This is a genomic window from Chloroflexus sp. (assembly GCF_056331925.1).
This window is the reverse complement of record NZ_JBWGQH010000018.1, coordinates 36,870-54,968: the sequence shown is the minus strand read 5'-3', so window position 1 is coordinate 54,968 and position 18,099 is coordinate 36,870. Positions and strand designations below refer to the sequence as shown.

The following is an 18,099-nucleotide window of genomic DNA, read 5'->3' as shown; positions in this document are numbered from 1 at the left end:
TTCTGTAGTACCAAGATATGTGCGGCGCTTAGCCGCGTATGTTGTTTGCCAGCCGTTCGCCGGCGTGTCGCGCCCCCACGATGTTACGGGCAACCGGACCAAGCTCGAGTTCGGCTAATGCTCCACTGACGTATAAACCCTGTGTCCACCGGAGATCAGGCCTAACAATAGGATAACCACACGCCGCTACCGGCAAGTCATACACCGAAATCGCCTCATCGAGCCATGGGTACCCTGGTCGCTCTCCGGTGAAGCCAGTGGCAAGAATAACGGTTGCTGCGTGCAGCGTTGCATCGCTGAGCGTTAGCGTGATTCCGTCATCATTGTTGTAGTCGGCAGCATGTACCTCATCGATCACAATCTGCAAGCGCTTATGTTGAACGGCGGTGATCAGGGTTTGCGCCACCTCAACCGGCATTGTCCCTGGTAAACGTGCTTGGTTGATCATGGCACGACGATATCGCATATCAGGTTCAGCGTGAAAGCGACGCAGCTCTTTCGGTCCCATCCATCCCGGTGGGCTATCAAACGGTGCAATCTTGATCGGGTGCCGCATCACAAGGGTGACAGACGTTGTTGTGCAGAGGGCAAGGGCAAGATGTGCAGCACTGATTCCACCGCCAACAATGACAACACTCGCTCCGGCACCAATGCGCGTGCGGTCAAAACCCGGTTCGTAGAGATGGTGTATCGGCGCACCGGCAGCCCGTAGTGACGATGCCCATACCGGCCAACGAAGCTGTTCACCGATCCCAAGCGCCAAGATGACATTGCGCGCAGTGATTGCTCCTCGATCCGTTTCGACGCACCAACCTGCCTCGCGACGGACCAAACCTTTGACGCGACCACGTTGGGTCAGATCGACGAGCCGGTACCGTTCGATCAGCGACCAACTATGGGCGCGAAAGATCGCGAGCGAGGGACGCTGGTAGCGACCGTGGAAGTGATGTGCTTCGGCTCGAGTGTGTTGCGCAAAGCGCAGCAGATCGTGGGGATCGGGGGCAAGATGATGTACGACCGTTGAACGCAGATAACGCATACCGCAGGCGGTGGTACACGCTTCCCAGTGAGCAAGGAGTTGTTCGTGGCGGTCGATGATCTGCATTTGATCGGCAGCGATGCCGCACCGTTCGCGTAGCACGAATGCTAGATGCACACCGTGAATCCCACCGCCGACAATGAGCCAGTTTAGGTCCATATTGCATGCATTGAGAAGTGTACGATTGTCTAGAAGATGTCGAGCGAAGCGAGACATGATAAGGAAGGGGATGGGGTGCAGTCCGCGCCGTGACCAGGGCCGGCGACCCTCTCGTGTCATTGCTAGCGCAGCGAACAATCTAGCCATCCGTTTCACGACGCTTGAAATGATAAGGTCCGGCGACCCCTTCATGTCATTTCGAATGCAGCGAGAAATCTTGCCATTACGAGCGTGATCGTCGCTCGATGTCACGTAAGGTAAGACCACGATCGCGGAGAGCCTGTAGCAACCCTTTCCGTTCGATTTCACGCAGAGCTGTGGCCGAGAGTTTTAGCTTTACATACCGTTGCTCTTCGGGGACCCAAATGCGCCGTGTTTGCACATTGGGCAACCAGCGTCGATTGGTGCGGCGTTTTGAAAATGAGACATGATGACCAAACGATGGGCCTTTTCCGGTGAGATCACAACGACGAGCCATGGCTGCAATCCTTTCTTCTGAGCGAGCAACGTTGTTGCACAACGTCGCTCACCTTTCGGCGGAATGCGAGTTCTATCTTTCTACTTTTTCTACTCTTCGTCATCGTGTTACACAACGTCGCTCACCTTTCGGCGGAATGCGAGGGGAGCTTTACAGCGTAATCACTTGATCGGGCGGGTTTCCGGCCAATGCTGCGTATAGATCGGGGAAGCAGCCTACCTTCACCCCGGTTACCGTCCCTTTCACCACACAATTACCCGGCTCTCCTTCAGCTAAACCGCGTTCAAGGGCGCACTGGTCACACATCATCAGAAGGATGCCGTGCTCGGCTGCCACGTTCGCCAACCGCTCTCCCATCGGGTCACCGGCGCGGAGCAGATAGGTGTTGTCGTCGAAAAAGAACATCCCAACGACCTGCGCACCGTGAGTACCGGCTTCTAGTTGCGGCAGAATCATCTTTCCTAGCTTGTAGCTGGCCGTATGGCCTGAGGTCGCAAAGATATACGCGACTTTCATTGACTTCCTTCCCTTCTGTTACTAGTGTAGGACGTCGTCCTACATGTCATTTCACTACTAACGTGAGCCTTAATCCTCATCGGCGGTCCACATCATCTCCCAACTACCGAATGGATCGGGGAACGTTGCCCACTCGCTAGGGCCAAGACGCATCTCAGCATCGGTCAGCAAGCAGGCGGTAAGTTGGCGCCGAAGGGCATCTTCGTCCATATCTTGACCGATGAACACCAACTCCTGACGGCGATCACCCCATTGCGCGTCCCATAACGCAGCCAATGCTGCTTGTTCGGTAGGATCGGTAGGTTGCTCGTCGCTTGCTGCCCACCACCATCCGCCCGGCTCGATCCGGCAAGCAGCCCCGGCCTGCGACCAGATGCCACACTGATTCATACGGGTTGCCAGCCAAAAGATACCTTTTGAACGCAAAACACCCGGCCATTCGCTGTGGAACAGGTCCCACAAACGTTGTGGGTGAAACGGACGGCATGCCCGAAAGACAAAACTGGTAATCCCGTATTCTTCGGTTTCAGGCGTGTGTTCACCACGCAACTCTTTCAGCCAGCCTGGCATCTGCGCTGCGCGCTCAAAGCTGAAGCGGCCCGTGTTGAGGATGTGATCGAGCGGTACTCGTCCGAAGACACTACGGATAAGGTGTGCTTCTGGGTTGAGTTTGTGCAAGAGTGCTTCAAGCCGATCAAGATCATCGCCGGCAACCAGGTCAGTTTTGTTGAGAACGATCACGTTGGCGAATTCAACTTGTTCGATCAGCAGATCGACGACCGTGCGATCATCATCGTCGCTGACGGCCAACTGCCGATCACGTAATTCATCGAGCGAGAGCAAATCTCGCGGAAAATTGTACGCATCGACAACAGTTATCATTGTATCAAGGCGGGCAATATCGGCAAGCGTTGTCCCATCAGGACCGGGAAACGTGAACGTCTCGGCGATAGGAAGTGGCTCGGCGATGCCGGTTGACTCGATCAGCAGATAGTCGAAGCGCCCTTCGCGAGCCAGGCGGGCTACCTCCAGCAAGAGATCTTCACGCAGTGTACAGCAAATACAGCCGTTGGTCAGCTCGACCAGGCGCTCTTCGGTGCGACTGAGTGCGGCTTCACCGGTACGGACGAGGTGCGCGTCAATATTGATTTCACTCATGTCGTTGACGATCACAGCAACGCGCAAGCCGGCCCGATTGGCCAGCACATAGTTGAGTAGTGTCGTCTTACCGCTGCCGAGGAAGCCGGAGAGTACGGTTACCGGTAACGGTGATGGCTGGTTGTTCACCCGATCCATATTGATACCTTATCTCGATTAATAGGAAACAAAGGAACGCTGTTAATCTCCACAGCGGCACTCAAAATGATACATTATATCATTATCTTTGTCAAATCAGCCACCGAGAAGCAATTGCGCCAGAATAATTTTGACAATCGTTGCCGTTGGGTAGACCATTGCGTAGCCGATGTTGGGCGCTTCGTTGCCGGTTTGTTCATTAGCAAAGGCCAGCACAGCCGGTTGGGTTTGTAAACCGGCCAGCATGCCGATCAGAAGACTGAAGGGTATCTTCAGCAGCTTATAGCCGATGGCAAGGGTGGCAAAAGCCACTGGGACGGTAATCAGGGCGCCGCCGAGAAAGAGGAGTAAGCCGTTCCCTTGGGTGAGCGTGGTGACGAAGCTATAGCCGGAGCGCGTGCCTACCCCGGCCAAGAACAAGGTCATACCAACTTGCCGTAAGGTCAGATTAGCACTATAGGGTAAGCTCCAGACGATAGGCCCGGTACGTCCACGCCAGCCGAGAATGAGAGCAACGATCAACGGTCCACCGGCTAATCCGAGCGAAAAGGTGCCACCACCGGGTAAGGGGAATGGGATTAGGCCAACCAGCATCCCGATGGCCATCCCTAATCCGAGGGAGACGACATCGATCTCGGCCAGCGAGCGGTATGAGTCGCCAAAGAAGTGACTCACCCGTTCCATATTGTCGCGATGGGTGACAACGCGCACACGGTCGCCCAATTCGAGCACCGTGTCGCCGTGTGGCAAGATTTCGGCATCACCGCGACGGATACGGGTAATGACCGCTCCCATAGTCGACGGTAAGTTGAGGTCACGCAGTGGTACTCCCACAATTTCATGATTCGAGACAAAGATGCGACGAAAGTCGAGGGTATGACGGTCGAGTTCGAGCTGTTCGGGAGCTATCTCGCCGATGGTTCGAGCAACGCGCTCAACTGCTTCGGGTGCGCCCACAATATTGACGCGATCGCCGGGCATGAAGGTGGTGGTACGAGTAGCAATCTCGATATTACCGTTGTGTTGGTAACGGCTGAAGATGACGTTCCACTTGTTGTGTTTCACCAGCTCGCTAATGGTCTGGCCGGCAATGGCCGGATTGGTAACCAGCACGGTACGATTGATCAGATGTTCTCCGATTGCACCGAGTTCACGGAGCTGTTGGGCTTCGTAAGTCAAGTCAATGCGCCAGAGCCGGCGGGTTAGGTAGATGGCGAGGATCATACCCAGTACACCAACCGGGTAAGCTACTGAATAGCCGACTACCGGTTCGGCGCGTTGCGCTTCATTCGCACTGATCCGACTAAGCTGTTCGATAACTGCGGCGAGGGCCGGTGTGTTGGTCAAACTACCGGCGTAGAGACCGGCAGCTTGGGCACCGTTGAGGCCGAGTGTCCATCGGATGAGGAGGGTTATTCCGGCGGCAGCGACCAAGATACCGCCGATAAAGAGGTTGTTGCGTAGCCCACGTTGACGGAGTGAAGCGACGAATCCGGGGCCACTGCTCAGCCCAATCGTGTAGACGAAAATGACGAGTCCCAGGAGATAAATGATGTCAGGCAGACGTAAGCGCTGGTCGATTGCACCAAACGCTAGCCCCACGAACAGAACGGCGGCGACACCGAGGCTGATCCCGCCGATTTGGATGCGTCCGATCAGGTAGCCAATCGCTGAAACGACGAACAGTAACAGAAGCGGATTACCGGCTAGGAGTTCAATCATCGTTATGCTTTCTGGACCCTATGAACCATCTCGTCAGGTCCCGCTGTGTATGGTATCATGAAGTCGACAATTCACCGTTAAGAAAGAGGGATCGTATGATTACCGAAGATATGGTGCGTGCTGCGCTGAAGAATGTCGTTGATCCGGAGATTGGCCTCGATGTGGTCAACCTCGGTCTTGTGTATCGGATTGATATTCTCGACGGTGGTAAGACGGTCGACATCGATATGACGCTGACTACTCCGGCGTGTCCGGCGGGGCCGCAGATTTTACAACAGGCTCAACGCGAAGTGATGGCGCTGAAGGAAGTCTATAAAGAGTTGGAAAACGTAAAAATCAATCTCGTCTGGACGCCCTTCTGGAATCCGTCGATGATGTCCGAAGAGGCGCGCGAGGAACTTGGCTTCTTTTAGGTTGTGACGGGCGGCGAGCTTTGCTCAAGCTCGCCGCCCGTTGTTGTTTTTGGCGACATTCAATACAAGGAGGTATTGCAATGGCCACGATCGCTCCACCTGCGTTACCCGCCTACACCGATGAAGATCACGCTGTTTGGGCTACCCTCTGCGCTCGCCAAGTTCCGCGTCTTGAACGTTATGCCTGCCGACTGTTTCGTGAAGGCTTTCGCAAGCTCAATCTCGATTTGCAACGCTTGCCCGATCCGATGCAGGTGAGCGAGCGTCTTGCCGCGATGACCGGCTGGACGCTGTGTGACGCACAGAACGAGTATCTCAATCCGACCGAATGGTTTGAACACATTGCCGAACGTCGGTTTCCGGTGACGAATTATATTCGACGGATGGATGAACTCGACTTTACCCCACTCCCTGACTTGTTTCATGAGTATATCGGCCATCTAGCTTTTTTCACCGATCAGCGTTTTGCCGATATTGCTCAAGCGTTTGGTCCACTCTATTTTGCTGGCGACGAGCGGCAGCGCCTCGAAATTGCTCGCCTCTGGTGGTATAGCATCGAGTTTGGTTTGATCCGTGAAGATGGTGAATTGCGTGCGTTCGGGGCCGGTTTGCTTTCCTCAATCGGTGAGTTGGATCACGCCTTTGCTCCAACGACACCACGGGTACCGTTTGACATCCGACGGGTGGCGAATACGCCCGGTGCTGCATATTCGATGCACGAGACCTACTTTATTCTCGATGATTTAGAACACGTAGCGCGGATCCTGCGCGAGTATGCGGCGATGGAGGGTTTGCCGCCGGTCAATGTGTGAGATGCGAATACTCGGTGGTAGGAGGTATCTTCTATTTGCATCAACGCTCTAGTTTCGGGGTTTTGCGTATGTAACACCGAAGAAGGTAGGAGGCGCAGTGTTTTCTGCGCCTCACTGTCTTTCACCGAACAAGTTAAAACGCGGTAAAATAACAAGCATGATTGATCATCTACCTGCGGACTCGAATGACCATGCCGCTGTGAGGTGGCTCACAATTGCCACGACTCTCCTCAATGCGAGTCATTTCGCCGAGTTTGAACAGCGAGCGCTTTCCATCTTACCGTTAGTGCTGCCTCGTCATCAGGTGGCATTGCTGCACGAGTCGCCCGTTCCCTCCTCCCTCGATCCGATGACCATTGTGCGTCCACTCGGTGAAGGTGAAGTATGGGGTTGGTTGTCGATCCGACCGACAACTCTGACCGATGCCGAAGTGGAGGCTTTAGCAGTGATTGAACATTTGCTCGTGGTTGGGTACGAACGGGTTAAACGGCGTGTAACGCAATATCGGTTGCGGCAACGGCTGCAAGTGGAGGTCGAGGCATTGCGCGATTCCGATGATCCCGATCTCCTGTGCCGTCAACTGGGTCAACTGCTCGGCGAGCTGATCGATTGTCCGGTCAATATCGGCGTTGTGATTCCATTTCGTTCTAGTGTGTGGCTAGAGCTGGTGGTGCAGTATAACGCGCGATCTGAGGATGCCCAGCGTAGCCATTTTTGGCCGATGAGTACCGATCTGAGTGGAGCCGTGATGAAGCTGGGTGTGTCGATAAGTTCAACCGACTATCCGGCCGATTGTGCGCGCTACGATGTCCGCCCCCATCCCGACTACGAGGCGACCAATACCACGCCGCTGTATTGGGTTGGGGTGCCGATCCGTGCCACCGGTAAGACGCTCGGTGTGGTATACGCCTGGATTATGTCCGAATTGGCGTTGCACGATGATCAACGTCGCTTGCTTGATGATGCTGTCTACGCTGCCGGTTATTTGCTACGCCCGATTGTGACCGGTCGCTTGGCTGTTGAGGTGCAACAACAGCGGGAAGCGTGGCAGTCATTGGTGGCAGCCGGCCAGCACGTTCTCAATCCGGATCATGCATTGCAAGAAATGCTCGAAATGAGTTGTCGTTTGTTAGAGGTGGATGGTGGTGGTTTGTTTATCTTTGATGAACAACAGTACGAGCTGGTTTTTCGCTATGCAGCCGGAGAACATACGCAGCAGTTGGTAGGGATGCGTGTATCGTTGCACCACAGTATTATCGGTCAGGCGTTTGTAACCGGCAAACCGGTGATTGTTAATGATGCGCTCAACGATCCGCGCCGAAGTTATGCCATCGATCGATTGACCGGCCTTACCTGTCGCAATCTGATGGTTGTCCCATACATCTCACCGTCCGGCGCACCGATCTGTCTAGAATACGTCAATCGCCGTCGCGGTGCGCCTTTTATCGAGCATGATCTCGAGCAGGTTGCGATCATTGCGAACCTAATAGGGTTGCTCATTGATAAGAGAAGTCAATTAACCCAGGTCGAAACCGTTATTATGCAACGGGTTCGTGATATTGAACGGCTGAATACTGATTTACAATCGGTACTAGTTCTGAATCGCGAACTGTTGGTTGAGCAGCCTCCTGATCAGCTCTTCCGCTTGATCATCGACACGATTGGTCGCCGGATGCAATTTCGCAGTGCGGCGTTGTTTGTCAGTCGTCGTGAACATCACATTCATCAAGTGTTAGAATGTGTCGCTGCCACCGGTGCGCTCATCGATGAATTTCCGCTTGGTACGCACGTCTCTGCCAATCAGCTCGATGTGTTGGTCAATGAGTGGTCGTTTGGTGAACATTGTGTCATCCTCAATCGGCGTAGTCAGAGTTTTGCGGTGTTGTTTGATCGCGTCCGGTCGTCCGAACCGCAATTACCAGATATTGGCGCAGCACAATGGAATGATGGCGATGTGTTGCTCGTTCTGTTGCGAGCCGCAAATCGTGCAGTGCGCGCCATCTTGCTTCTCGACCATCCGGTGAAGGGGCAGCGCCCAGATGTTGCCGATCTCCAAGCCCTAACCGTCTATGCCAGTATTGCCGGCACGGCGATTGATATGGCGCTGTTGCGCAATCGCCAACAACAGAGCCTGGCCCGGCTGACCGCGCTCAACAGTTTGGGGATGGTTATCAATACCCAATCGTTGCCCGAACTGCAAGTTCTCGAATTGACTGCCCGCGGTATGATCGAGCTGGTCGATGCCTTATGGGCGCAGATTGTCCTGCTTGATCACCGCTCCGATGATCTGCGGCTTGAACGGTCTATCGGTACGGCGAGCCTCGAACCAGACGTTGTCCAAACCCTCGCTCGCCGCGCATTGGTCAAGCGGCGTCCGGCCTTTCGCTCAGCAACCACAGTAGCAGTTCCGTTGCGGGGAACCCAGCGGATGATCGGTGCAATTGTGATCGGTGGTGAGCAGGCACTCGATTCGGCGGATGTTGAGATGCTCATGCTGTACGCAACCCAAGCAGCAGTAGCGGTCGAGAATATGCGTCTGCTTGAAGATGTTCGGCGTGGTCGCGATCATTTGGCGCAAGTGATGGCCGCCGTACACGATGGTTTGCTCCTGATTGCCGCGAATGGAACGATCGTTATTGCCAATGAAGCGTTGTATTGGTTAGCCCATACGGCCGAGTGGTTGCCACCGCTGACAAATATGAATGGTGAGTTGTTCACCGACCTGTTGAACCGCTGGACTGATCAGCGTAACCTCGATCCCGAGACGGTGGCACGCTTGCAACGATCGTTTACCGTAGCAGGTGCCCACGGTGAGTTGATCGGTCAGGATGGGGTGTTTGCGTGGACGGTGACTCAAGCCGGTGATCTGGTGCAAGATCGTGTGCAGACGTTTTTGCTAACCATCCGTGATGTGACGGCGGCTAAAGAGGCTGAGCAGTTGCGCGATGATTTAACCCATATGCTAATCCATGATCTGCGTCAGCCACTGACGACGATTACGTTAGCGTTTGAACGCTTGATACACGAGTTGGGTGATCTGTTCACCGAGCGTCAACGGCAAGCAGTGCAAATTGGTCTGAACAGTACCAAGCGGTTGCTCAATTTGGTGAACACCATGCTCGACATTGGCCGGATCGAGAGTGGGCAAATGCCGCTTGAGCGTGAGCCGTTCCCGATTGAACAGGTGATCGAGAGTGTTATCAATCCGATTTCTATCCAGGCGCAGCTTAAAGGCGTGCAGGTGGTGTCTCGGATCGATCCAGCAGTACGTATGTTGCTCGCCGATAGGGAGATTATTTCCCGTGTGCTGCAAAACCTCCTTGATAATGCCCTGAAGTTTAGTCCTGAGGGTGGGGTGATTACGATTGAAGTAGGGCTTAAGCCGACAACAGGCCAGCCTCAGCGATGGACTCTCTCGGACGAACTGACGGTAATTGTGCCCGGTGATCGGATGGCCCATATTTCTGTCCACGATCAGGGGTCGGGGATTCCTCTTGAAGATCAGCAGCGTATTTTTGACCGTTTTCGACAGTCCGGTCGTCATCGTGGTAAAGGGAGTGGTTTGGGTTTGACGTTCTGCAAGTTGGCGATTGCTGCCCATCAGGGGATGATCTGGGTGGACAGTACGCCTGATCACGGGAGTACGTTCCATTTCACCCTACCATTGGCCGAGATCGAGTAGGGGCAGGTCGTTGACACTGCCCCCGTCTCGCCCAACGGTTGCCGGTGGGTCTACCACTGCGCTCGGTGCCTTCACAGCACTACTATCGTTCCTCGACGTTCTGCTCTGCTTCCTCGCCCAAGAGACGCTGCCGGGTTTCAGCAACAAAACGCTCGATCCGTTCGGGGTCGGGTTTGTCAGTTGGTAACATCAGGACGAAGTGGTTAAAGATTTCGGACCGCTCACGTACCAGGTCAGACCAACCGGCCTGTGGCTGTTCATGGCGAAGTGCTGCCAGATAGATGTTGGCAAAGGTGCGTAGTGGCTCGGCTGTGTCAGGTGTAAGGTGAGCTGCCGGCCCGGCAAGGTAGTAGTTAGGCGTGTTCCGACCCAGCGGCGTATCAACCGGTACCAGATGGCCGACGATCACTTCGCCGAGTTCAAGGCGCAGCGAGGCATGACTGTCGGCTAAGATCAGCTCTTCATCGGTGAGTAGGTTGCGAATATCGGCGCCGGCATTGGGATGGAGCCGCTCGACCCGGTAGGGCTTCAGCCGTATATCGATCCAGGTAGGCAAGAGTTGGCGTTCCAGCGGCATTAGTTCATGCTCGTCCATCGTTGCGGCTAGCCGTGACACGAGCGTGTGCCCATCTGCTTGACGGTAGTCGAAGGCAAACCACGTCATAAAGCGATCGGCGCCGTAACCTTCCCAGGTATTCAATTCGGCCAATTGCTCAAACCGGTAGCGGCCGTTCCAATAGCGATCAAATGCGGTTTGCAGATCACCGGCATCAGCGTTTACCGCCAAGTTCATGATCCGCTTGATGAGGTCGTCTTGAGCATTGCGTAAACGCAGTTGCTGGCTGCGCCACTCTTCTTCCTGCCGCAAATGGCAATCTTTATATTTGCGGCCACTACCGCAGTAGCATGGGTCATTTCGGCCAAGCTTTGCTGCTCCAGGTCGAGCCATATCAATACTGCTCCTCTAGCTCGTCATATCAAACGATGTGCTGACGCATTATACGTGATATTCAGGGATGCTCAACGCCAACCGCATTCCTAAAAAGGGATTGCGCATCGTTGGCAGTAAGCGAAAGCGGCAAGCGCACCGTGCATAGCCGGCTGGGTTGGCATAACAACCACCACGGAGAATTCGTCGGCCCGGCGCCTTTGGGTCTTCACGACCATCATCGGGGCGGTACGGGTACGGATAATCGAGTGAGGCAGTCCATTCCCACACATTACCGGCCATGTCTTCAATCCCGTAGGGGCTACGTCCGTTGGGGTACGTACCGGCTGGGTTCGGGGCAGCGCGCCCACTTTCACGTGTATTGGCGAGCTGCGGATCGAAATCGTTACCCCATGGGAAGTGCCGACCATCGGTGCCACGCGCGGCGTGTTCCCATTCGGCTTCAGTTGGGAGGCGGAAGTGCAGGTGGGATGGTGGCGATACAGGCTGACCGGCGCTGTCAATTAGGCGTAGGGCAATCGTGGGTTGCTGATTGAGCCACGCACAGAAGGTGCGCGCCTCGTGCCACGTAACATCAATGACCGGCAGTGCGGCTAATGTCGGTGGTGGCACCGGGCCGTGCCACGACGGTGATGGTGGAACGGCGCCATCGGCGACGGCAAGGCTATAGAGCGCTGCACTAAGCGGCGTTTGGGCAATGGCAAACGCCGGTAATGAAACCTCGTGTTGTGGTGTTTCCTCGTGGTAGCTTTCACGTGTCCCGCCATAACGACGGGCGAGATCACTTGTCTCGCGTGCCGGTGTGCCCATTCGGAAGGTTCGCGCCGGGATCACAACCATCACCGGCATCAGTTCGGTAAGGTGGTTCATCGTTGATAAATGCGATTGAGACGGTCGAGTTCACGCCGATAGATCGTCTCGGCAAAATGGTCAATCGTCGTTACATATTGTAAGGCTTCGTAACCGCGCCGTAAAAAGGCATGTACCTCGCTAATGCCAACGAGGCGGGCAACGAACGCTGTCTGCCGCAGTGTCATCCCGATCAGGGATGAGCGCGAGAGTTGGAAGACATTGTACAACGAACTACGCACGAGGTTGAGCTGCCGCAAACGAGCATCGTACTTATCGGCCACGCGGTAGAAGTGTTCGTACAGCGTCTCATCGAAGTCGGTTCCTACGTTGGCTGCCATCATCCGTTGTGCTAGATCATCGTCAAGTTGATAGGTAAGATCGAGCAATTCGAGAATCTCCTCCAGATCACGGAGATGCACACCGGGGAGGAGGTCGATAAAATGGGCCAGCCGACGGCCTTCTTGATCGCGCCGGCTAAAATCGCGCGGGCCGTACATTTCGTTGAAGAAAAACTCACCGAGCGGCTCGTATGCCGGTACTTCTGACAGATCGCGGTAATCTCGCCGGAGACGGTTCGATTGAAAGATTTGGAGAGCAATACGGTACTGTCGCAACGTGTTCATGGCAAACGTTCGAGTTGGGCGCGTGCACGTTGTCCCCATTCGCTCGTTGGCTCACGACTAATAAGAGTTTGATACGCATCACGGGCAGCAGCGACGTTTGCCTGATCCTCGGCGATCAAGCCACTGTAGAAGATAGCTTCACTGTAATCAGGGTTGAGCGCGATTGCCCGTTCTATCGCCTGCTGCGCGCTCTCGATGCGGCCTTGTGTGTAGTAAGTGCGGCCAAGCCAGTAGTAAGCTTCGGGAAAGTTGGGCTGGAGCGTCACGGTGCGGTTGAGATCACGGATCGCCTGGTCGTAATCGTTGTCACGAATTGCCAACAGTGCGCGGCGGTAGAAACTCTCGGCAATGCGGTCGTTGGCGCCGATGGCTGCATCGTAAGCGGCACGTGCTTCGGCAAAACGACCGGCTTCTTGCAACAACTTGCCGTGAAAGAGATGCGCTTCAGCGTAATTGCTCCGTTGGCGCAGGGCTTGCTCAACCGTTTGTAATGCTGCATCAGCTTGACCAAGGGCATGTTGCGTTTGGGCTAGTCCAAGCAACGCTTCAGGGTAGATCGGTTGTAGCTCCAAGGCACGTTGGTACGCAGCACGGGCACGGGCGAGTTGACCGCTCCGCAAGAGAGACTCACCAAGCCAGAACTGAGCAGTAGCATTCGTGTCGCCTCCCGGTAAGGCTACCGCGGTCTCGAAATAGCCGAGCGCAATTCCCCATCGTCCCTGCTCACCGGCCAATTCACCCAAACCGATGTGGGCAGCGATAGATTGCGGGTCAACCGCCAGCACTTGCCGATAGTAGTCCTCGGCGGCAGCGCTATCGTTACGGCGGCGCGCAATGTCGGCGAGCGTGAGCAACGCATTGACTCGCGCATTGATCGCTTCCGGATCATTCCGATTCGCCGTCCGTTGTAGTGTTTGGAGGGCTGCTTGCGCTGCTGCTTCGAGACGATTGCCGATCAGATACGCGCGGGCCAACAATTGATGGGTCGTCACCGAGTCGGGGTTCAGTTGCAGGGCACGCTCAAGTGCCTGTATCGCGACCGTCGCGGTGTTGCCGGTCAATGCCGCCTGACCGATGGCAATCAGTTGATTGAGATCGTTAACACCCTGTCCCAACGCGATACGGTACTGGTCAATCGCCCGATTGGGCTGATTAAGCGGACCTTCATACAGTTCGGCCAGCCGGAGGCGGGCATCGAGGTTTCGTTCATCAAAGGCAATGGCATCACGTAATCTGCGCTCGGCTTCGGTCAGTTCACCGAGCCGGATGTAGGTCTCTCCAAGTTCAAACGCCGCAACCGTTGAACGCGGATCAAGGGTGAGGGCATCAAGATACACCGCGGCCGCCTCTTTGGGGTAGCCGGCATCGTTGTACAAGCGGGCCAACTCAATCGCCGCTTCGGCAGAGGTTGTTGCCAACGGTACGAGTATCCGTTCTGCTTCAGCAAAGCCACTGACTCCACTACGCCGGAGTGCGCGGGCGAGATTCACAGCCGTGTACGGCGACTCTTGCCATGCAACGAGCGCACGCCAGTGTTCAATAGCTGCCGGCCAATCACCGTCAGTTTCGGCAAGGCGCGCAAGAGCCACATGCGCCGGAAAGAAGCGGTTATTCCGTTCGAGGGCGGAGCGAAACGCGGTTACCGCACGTTCCCGATCGTTACGCGCGAGTGCTACCTTACCGAGGCCTACATAGCCATCGGGTAATTGTGGGGACTGTTCGATGGCCTGCTGATAGCTTTCGTTTGCCGCATCGAGTTGCCCATCAATTCGCAAGGCAAAGCCGAGGGCGAGTAATGTGAACACATCGTCCGGTTGTTTATCACGCAATTGCCGTAATTTCTCAATGGTCGGATTGTCAACGCGCGTAGTACCGAATAGGGCGATGAACCACTGGTTTGGTCTGGCATTCGTTTGACCGTCAACTGCTTGAAGTGCGGTTTCGATCAGTGCAAGCGTGCGAGATTGACGATAAGCCAGTTCTTCATTGCGTTCGGCTTGCCCGGTTGCCATAAGGCCGGTACTGGGGAAGATCGCTGCTTCGCTCGCTGCGCGTTGGCGCCACAAGCTGATCGCGCGGGTGCTGTATTCGGTGGCCGTGCGCAGTTGATCGCGTGTCTGTCGGAGATCGGCCGCGGATGGCAAGAGTTCGGCAGCCTCGAGTGCCCAGGAGAGTGGGCCGGCCAGTGGCAGTTTCCGCTCGATCCCGATCAGAGCGCGCTCTTCGGTCAGGAGGCTGTTCAGGCGCAACTCAACGGCCGTCCGTACTGCTAAAGGCGTGCGCGCCAGGATCGCGGTTTTCACCGTTTCAACCCGAGCGAGGCAATCTGCTGCCTTATCGAGCTGACCGTTCTCGCGATACGCGGTAGAGAGGAGTAGTTCCAGCTCCGGGTGGGGTGGCAACAGATTGCGGGCCTGCTCCAGATCGGATACGGCATCACCGGCGCGCTGTTCACGTAACGCCCACAAAGCGAGGTTTACCCGTAGTTGACCGAGATCGCGACCATCGAGGAAATCAATCGCTTCGGTAAACAGACGGAGCGCCTCAGGGTCTTGGGCATCAAACAAGATCGCACCGAGGTTGTTGGTTAATAGCGCCTGATCACTATGTGCAACGGCAAGGGCTGCTTTGTATTCGGTTGCAGCGGCGGAATACCAGCCTCGTGCCCACAAGAGATTGCCACGCAGGATGTGCGGGAGCAGTGGCGATACTTGCGGATTGATTTCGAGCAGTTGTTGTAACCGTTCGACGGCCAAATCGGTTTCGCCGTGGTGATAGGCGGCAAGCGTAAGGAGGTATGGGACAAGCGTCGTTTGGCCGTTCATTGGTGCGGTACTCAGCACAAAGTGGTGCGGAATTGCAAAGCGAATGGCGAAGGTGTGCCAGCTTTGGCTCACGTCAATATTGTGGGGGAGATAGATAAGTTCAGGTCGCAGACTAGGACTATCAAGAATACCGCCCGCCTCCACCGATCCCCACACCAGAATGTCAGCATTCGTCTGTTGCGCTAACGTTAGTGCCTCAGCACTGTTTGTCGGGCGGGTACGGCTTTCGATCACCTGTACAAGGTTATCACCTTTACTCCGCAGTTGGCGCGCCAGTGCGTCGGCAATCTGTTGACCGGTACGGCCATCTTGGTCGCTAAACGGTGCGACCACAATGACAAACCGCGGATCGACCGGACGGAATAGCACGAAGAGACTGATGAAAATGCCGATGATGGTGACGATGAGTAATGGTCGGCGCCAGCGCCGAGGATGCCGTTGCGTAGTTGTTCGCTCGCGATGTTCCTCACTCTCGCTCTCGGTCGGTGTTCGTCGCCACGGCCATCGCATGATCTCGCTCCTTGCCCACAACGCTCTCTGGTGCCCTCATTGTAAACAGTTTTCGCGATCTTTCAAGCAGAGCGAGAAAACAACAGATATTGTTGGCGGTGCATATGGAGCGTTTACACTGAGTGATAAGGTTGTGGTATCCACCAATCACGATACGTATTGGTGTACAAAGGAAGTTTCCTTATCTCATGCAAGACTCATTGACGAGTGGGTTTCGATCAACGTACCCGCACATTATCAATATATACTGCACTTACACCAAACGCCTTTGCCGTGTGCTTCATCGCTGCGGCGGCCCGCGATAATTCGTCTACGGTGGTGTTTGGTGTGCTAGAGACACCACCGATCGCGATTGTAGCGATCGGAATATGGCGCAGATTGCCGGCGCGATCGCGGCAGATGAGGAATCCGCGTGCGCGGTCGATCTCATCGTACAGTTTCACTGCCGATTGCTCATACTGCGCGACGATCCAGCGTGAAATATCGGTGGCAATTGTGGTAGGGCAGAGCATCACGAAGTCATCGCCGCCGATATGACCGAGAAAGGTGGGGTAGGCAGAAAAATGTTGTTGGGCCTGTTCACAGATCTGCGCCAATAGTCGGATCGCCTGATCACCGCGGGCAAAGCCATACGAGTCGTTAAACGCTTTGAAATCGTTCAGATCGATGTAGAGCAACACAAACGACTCACCGCGTTGTAAGCGATACCGTAACTCTTCAACGATCAATGAGTTACCGGGCAAACCGGTCAGTGGATTGCGGACAGGGCGTTGCGTGGTACGCCGTAATAGCGAGCGGATGCGGGCAATCAATTCGGCGTCATTAAAGGGTTTTGTGACGTAATCATCGGCGCCGGTATCAAAGCCGATCACCACATCTGCCGGGTTGGTGCGTGCGGTGACAATGATAATCGGGAGATGTGCAGTGCGTGTGTCGTTGCGCAACTGGCGAATCGCCTCATAGCCATCGACTCCAGGCAACATCAAATCAACCAAGATGATGTCTGGCAGTTGTTCTTGAGCGATCTGGAGGAGTGCGATACCATCCTCCGCGACCAAAACATCAAAACCGGCGCGTTGCAGCATATCGCTGAGCAAAAAGCGCAGGTTTGGATCATCGTCGGCAATTAAAACCGTCGGTATATGGATCTCTTCAGACACTGAGCAATACCTTAAGTTGGCCGGGTGCGGCGCTAAATGCCTGTAAACCAGCATCAAGGGGGTAACAGGCACTGATCAAGGCTGATGTCTCAACAAGCCCGCGTTCGAGTAAGCGCAGTGCCGGCGCGAATGGACCACAGCGCGAGCCGATGAGCTGTATTTCGTCAACTACCAGCATGCTCAGGTTCAGTTGGGTTTCGGCGGCAAACGTACTCTTGAGCACCAGCCGTCCACGTGGGCGAACAAGACGACGTGCCGTTGCTAGTCCGCTTGGGTTGCCGGTACAATCGATAACAACGTCAAAATGGGCTGCCGGTACGTCAGTGCTGGTTGTACAGGTTACTCCTTGACGTCGATACAGCTCCCACCGTTCGGGATGACGACCGACCAACGTCAATGCACAACCCGTTAGGCGCAGCACCTGCACAATCATTGCTCCGAGTTTACCGTCGCCAACAACTGCAACTCGTTCGGAAGGGTGGATGTGGCTCTGTTCGACGATTTCGAGTGCGGCGGCTAGTGGTTCGGTAAAGACCGCTGCCTCATCGCTAACAGTCGCCGGTACTTCATGGAGACAGGCTTCGGGTAGCACAAACAGATCGGCCATCGCGCCATCACGACGGTCAATACCAAGCGTAGTACGTTGTGGGCAGTGACTTTCATCACCGCGCAAACAGGTGACGCAGCGACGACAAGCTGCGTTGATTTCGCCTACGACTCGTCGCCCACGCCATTGCGGGTCGTCACAATCGATGACGGTTCCAACAAATTCGTGACCAAGAATACCGTGAAAGTTCATATACCCACGGGTAATTTCGAGATCGGTATTACAAATCCCAACCAAATGTGGTTTGATCAGCGCTTCACCTGGTGGGCGGTGTGGTTTGGGATAATCAGTAGTGTAGCGTAAACTACCATCGAAAACAATTGCTCGCATGACTTTACCGGAATGGCTCTATGTTGTCCCTTTCGACAGAGGCAAATTGGTGAAGTTCGTGACTAAGTTGTCTGCGAAAGTCGTAGCTCTATTATACTATATGCTGTTGCCTGCGATGACAGGATC

14 protein-coding genes are annotated in these 18,099 nt (G+C 55.1%); 3 read left to right on the top strand and 11 right to left on the bottom strand.

Annotation, left to right across the window (positions count from 1 at the left end):
• Positions 1-28 precede the first annotated feature (28 nt).
• The 5 genes from AC01ZF_RS10950 to AC01ZF_RS10930 all read right to left on the bottom strand — a co-directional run bounded on the left by AC01ZF_RS10950 (position 29) and on the right by AC01ZF_RS10930 (position 5,210).
• Positions 29-1,198 (bottom strand): NAD(P)-binding domain-containing protein, encoded by a 1,170-nt coding sequence (locus tag AC01ZF_RS10950; protein WP_476575355.1) that lies wholly within the window; start codon positions 1,196-1,198, stop codon positions 29-31.
• A gap of 223 nt (positions 1,199-1,421) precedes the next feature.
• A complete protein-coding gene (gene rpmB / locus AC01ZF_RS10945) occupies positions 1,422-1,676 on the bottom strand; it encodes a 50S ribosomal protein L28 (RefSeq protein WP_424676499.1) in 255 nt (84 codons plus the stop codon).
• Positions 1,677-1,826: 150 nt separating this feature from the next.
• Complete coding sequence (locus AC01ZF_RS10940) at positions 1,827-2,192, bottom strand: SaoD/DsrE family protein (protein ID WP_424676498.1); 366 nt, start codon at positions 2,190-2,192, stop codon at positions 1,827-1,829.
• Positions 2,193-2,261: 69 nt separating this feature from the next.
• Positions 2,262-3,488, bottom strand: a complete 1,227-nt coding sequence (gene zigA, locus AC01ZF_RS10935) for a zinc metallochaperone GTPase ZigA (RefSeq protein WP_424676497.1) — start codon at positions 3,486-3,488, stop codon at positions 2,262-2,264.
• Between the two features lie 96 nt (positions 3,489-3,584).
• Entirely contained in the window at positions 3,585-5,210 is a 1,626-nt protein-coding gene (locus AC01ZF_RS10930; RefSeq protein WP_424676496.1) for an aspartate:alanine exchanger family transporter, read from the bottom strand.
• A gap of 95 nt (positions 5,211-5,305) precedes the next feature.
• On the opposite strand from AC01ZF_RS10930, the gene AC01ZF_RS10925 reads away from it, so the two are divergent.
• The 3 genes from AC01ZF_RS10925 (at position 5,306) to AC01ZF_RS10915 (ending at position 10,117) form a co-directional block, all read left to right on the top strand.
• On the top strand, positions 5,306-5,623 hold the full coding sequence (locus AC01ZF_RS10925) for a metal-sulfur cluster assembly factor (protein ID WP_012615911.1): 318 nt from the start codon (positions 5,306-5,308) through the stop codon (positions 5,621-5,623).
• A gap of 80 nt (positions 5,624-5,703) precedes the next feature.
• Complete coding sequence (locus tag AC01ZF_RS10920) at positions 5,704-6,435, top strand: amino acid hydroxylase (protein WP_424676495.1); 732 nt, start codon at positions 5,704-5,706, stop codon at positions 6,433-6,435.
• A gap of 199 nt (positions 6,436-6,634) precedes the next feature.
• On the top strand, positions 6,635-10,117 hold the full coding sequence (locus tag AC01ZF_RS10915) for a sensor histidine kinase (protein ID WP_428113147.1): 3,483 nt from the start codon (positions 6,635-6,637) through the stop codon (positions 10,115-10,117).
• Between the two features lie 82 nt (positions 10,118-10,199).
• Here the strand turns inward: AC01ZF_RS10915 and AC01ZF_RS10910 are convergent, their stop codons facing one another.
• The 6 genes from AC01ZF_RS10910 to AC01ZF_RS10885 form a co-directional block, all read right to left on the bottom strand.
• Positions 10,200-11,066 carry a YecA family protein gene (locus tag AC01ZF_RS10910; protein WP_424676493.1) on the bottom strand — a complete coding sequence of 289 codons (867 nt, stop codon included), beginning with the start codon at positions 11,064-11,066 and terminating at the stop codon, positions 10,200-10,202.
• A gap of 48 nt (positions 11,067-11,114) precedes the next feature.
• Positions 11,115-11,936: a formylglycine-generating enzyme family protein gene (locus tag AC01ZF_RS10905; RefSeq protein WP_424676492.1), complete on the bottom strand. Its 822-nt coding sequence runs from the start codon at positions 11,934-11,936 to the stop codon at positions 11,115-11,117.
• Positions 11,933-12,541, bottom strand: coding sequence for an FFLEELY motif protein (locus AC01ZF_RS10900; RefSeq protein ID WP_476575354.1), 609 nt, complete (start codon positions 12,539-12,541; stop codon positions 11,933-11,935). Before AC01ZF_RS10900 ends, AC01ZF_RS10905 begins: the two co-directional genes overlap by 4 nt.
• Positions 12,538-15,876, bottom strand: a complete 3,339-nt coding sequence (locus AC01ZF_RS10895; RefSeq protein ID WP_424676490.1) for a tetratricopeptide repeat protein — start codon at positions 15,874-15,876, stop codon at positions 12,538-12,540. Before AC01ZF_RS10895 ends, AC01ZF_RS10900 begins: the two co-directional genes overlap by 4 nt.
• A 218-nt stretch (positions 15,877-16,094) precedes the next feature.
• Positions 16,095-17,036 (bottom strand): GGDEF domain-containing response regulator, encoded by a 942-nt coding sequence (locus tag AC01ZF_RS10890; protein WP_424676489.1) that lies wholly within the window; start codon positions 17,034-17,036, stop codon positions 16,095-16,097.
• Positions 17,029-17,973 (bottom strand): MDR/zinc-dependent alcohol dehydrogenase-like family protein, encoded by a 945-nt coding sequence (locus AC01ZF_RS10885; protein WP_424676488.1) that lies wholly within the window; start codon positions 17,971-17,973, stop codon positions 17,029-17,031. The genes AC01ZF_RS10890 and AC01ZF_RS10885 overlap by 8 nt, the downstream gene beginning before the upstream one ends.
• Positions 17,974-18,099 lie beyond the last annotated feature (126 nt).

Coding starts and splice junctions, on each gene's coding strand:
- AC01ZF_RS10885 (WP_424676488.1), bottom strand. CDS start 17,973: ATGCGAGCAATTGTTTTCGATGGTAGTTTACGCTACACTACTGATTAT.
- AC01ZF_RS10930 (WP_424676496.1), bottom strand. CDS start 5,210: ATGATTGAACTCCTAGCCGGTAATCCGCTTCTGTTACTGTTCGTCGTT.
- AC01ZF_RS10895 (WP_424676490.1), bottom strand. CDS start 15,876: ATGCGATGGCCGTGGCGACGAACACCGACCGAGAGCGAGAGTGAGGAA.
- zigA (WP_424676497.1), bottom strand. CDS start 3,488: ATGGATCGGGTGAACAACCAGCCATCACCGTTACCGGTAACCGTACTC.
- AC01ZF_RS10920 (WP_424676495.1), top strand. CDS start 5,704: ATGGCCACGATCGCTCCACCTGCGTTACCCGCCTACACCGATGAAGAT.
- AC01ZF_RS10905 (WP_424676492.1), bottom strand. CDS start 11,936: ATGAACCACCTTACCGAACTGATGCCGGTGATGGTTGTGATCCCGGCG.
- AC01ZF_RS10910 (WP_424676493.1), bottom strand. CDS start 11,066: ATGGCTCGACCTGGAGCAGCAAAGCTTGGCCGAAATGACCCATGCTAC.
- AC01ZF_RS10900 (WP_476575354.1), bottom strand. CDS start 12,541: ATGAACACGTTGCGACAGTACCGTATTGCTCTCCAAATCTTTCAATCG.
- AC01ZF_RS10940 (WP_424676498.1), bottom strand. CDS start 2,192: ATGAAAGTCGCGTATATCTTTGCGACCTCAGGCCATACGGCCAGCTAC.
- AC01ZF_RS10925 (WP_012615911.1), top strand. CDS start 5,306: ATGATTACCGAAGATATGGTGCGTGCTGCGCTGAAGAATGTCGTTGAT.
- rpmB (WP_424676499.1), bottom strand. CDS start 1,676: ATGGCTCGTCGTTGTGATCTCACCGGAAAAGGCCCATCGTTTGGTCAT.
- AC01ZF_RS10950 (WP_476575355.1), bottom strand. CDS start 1,198: ATGGACCTAAACTGGCTCATTGTCGGCGGTGGGATTCACGGTGTGCAT.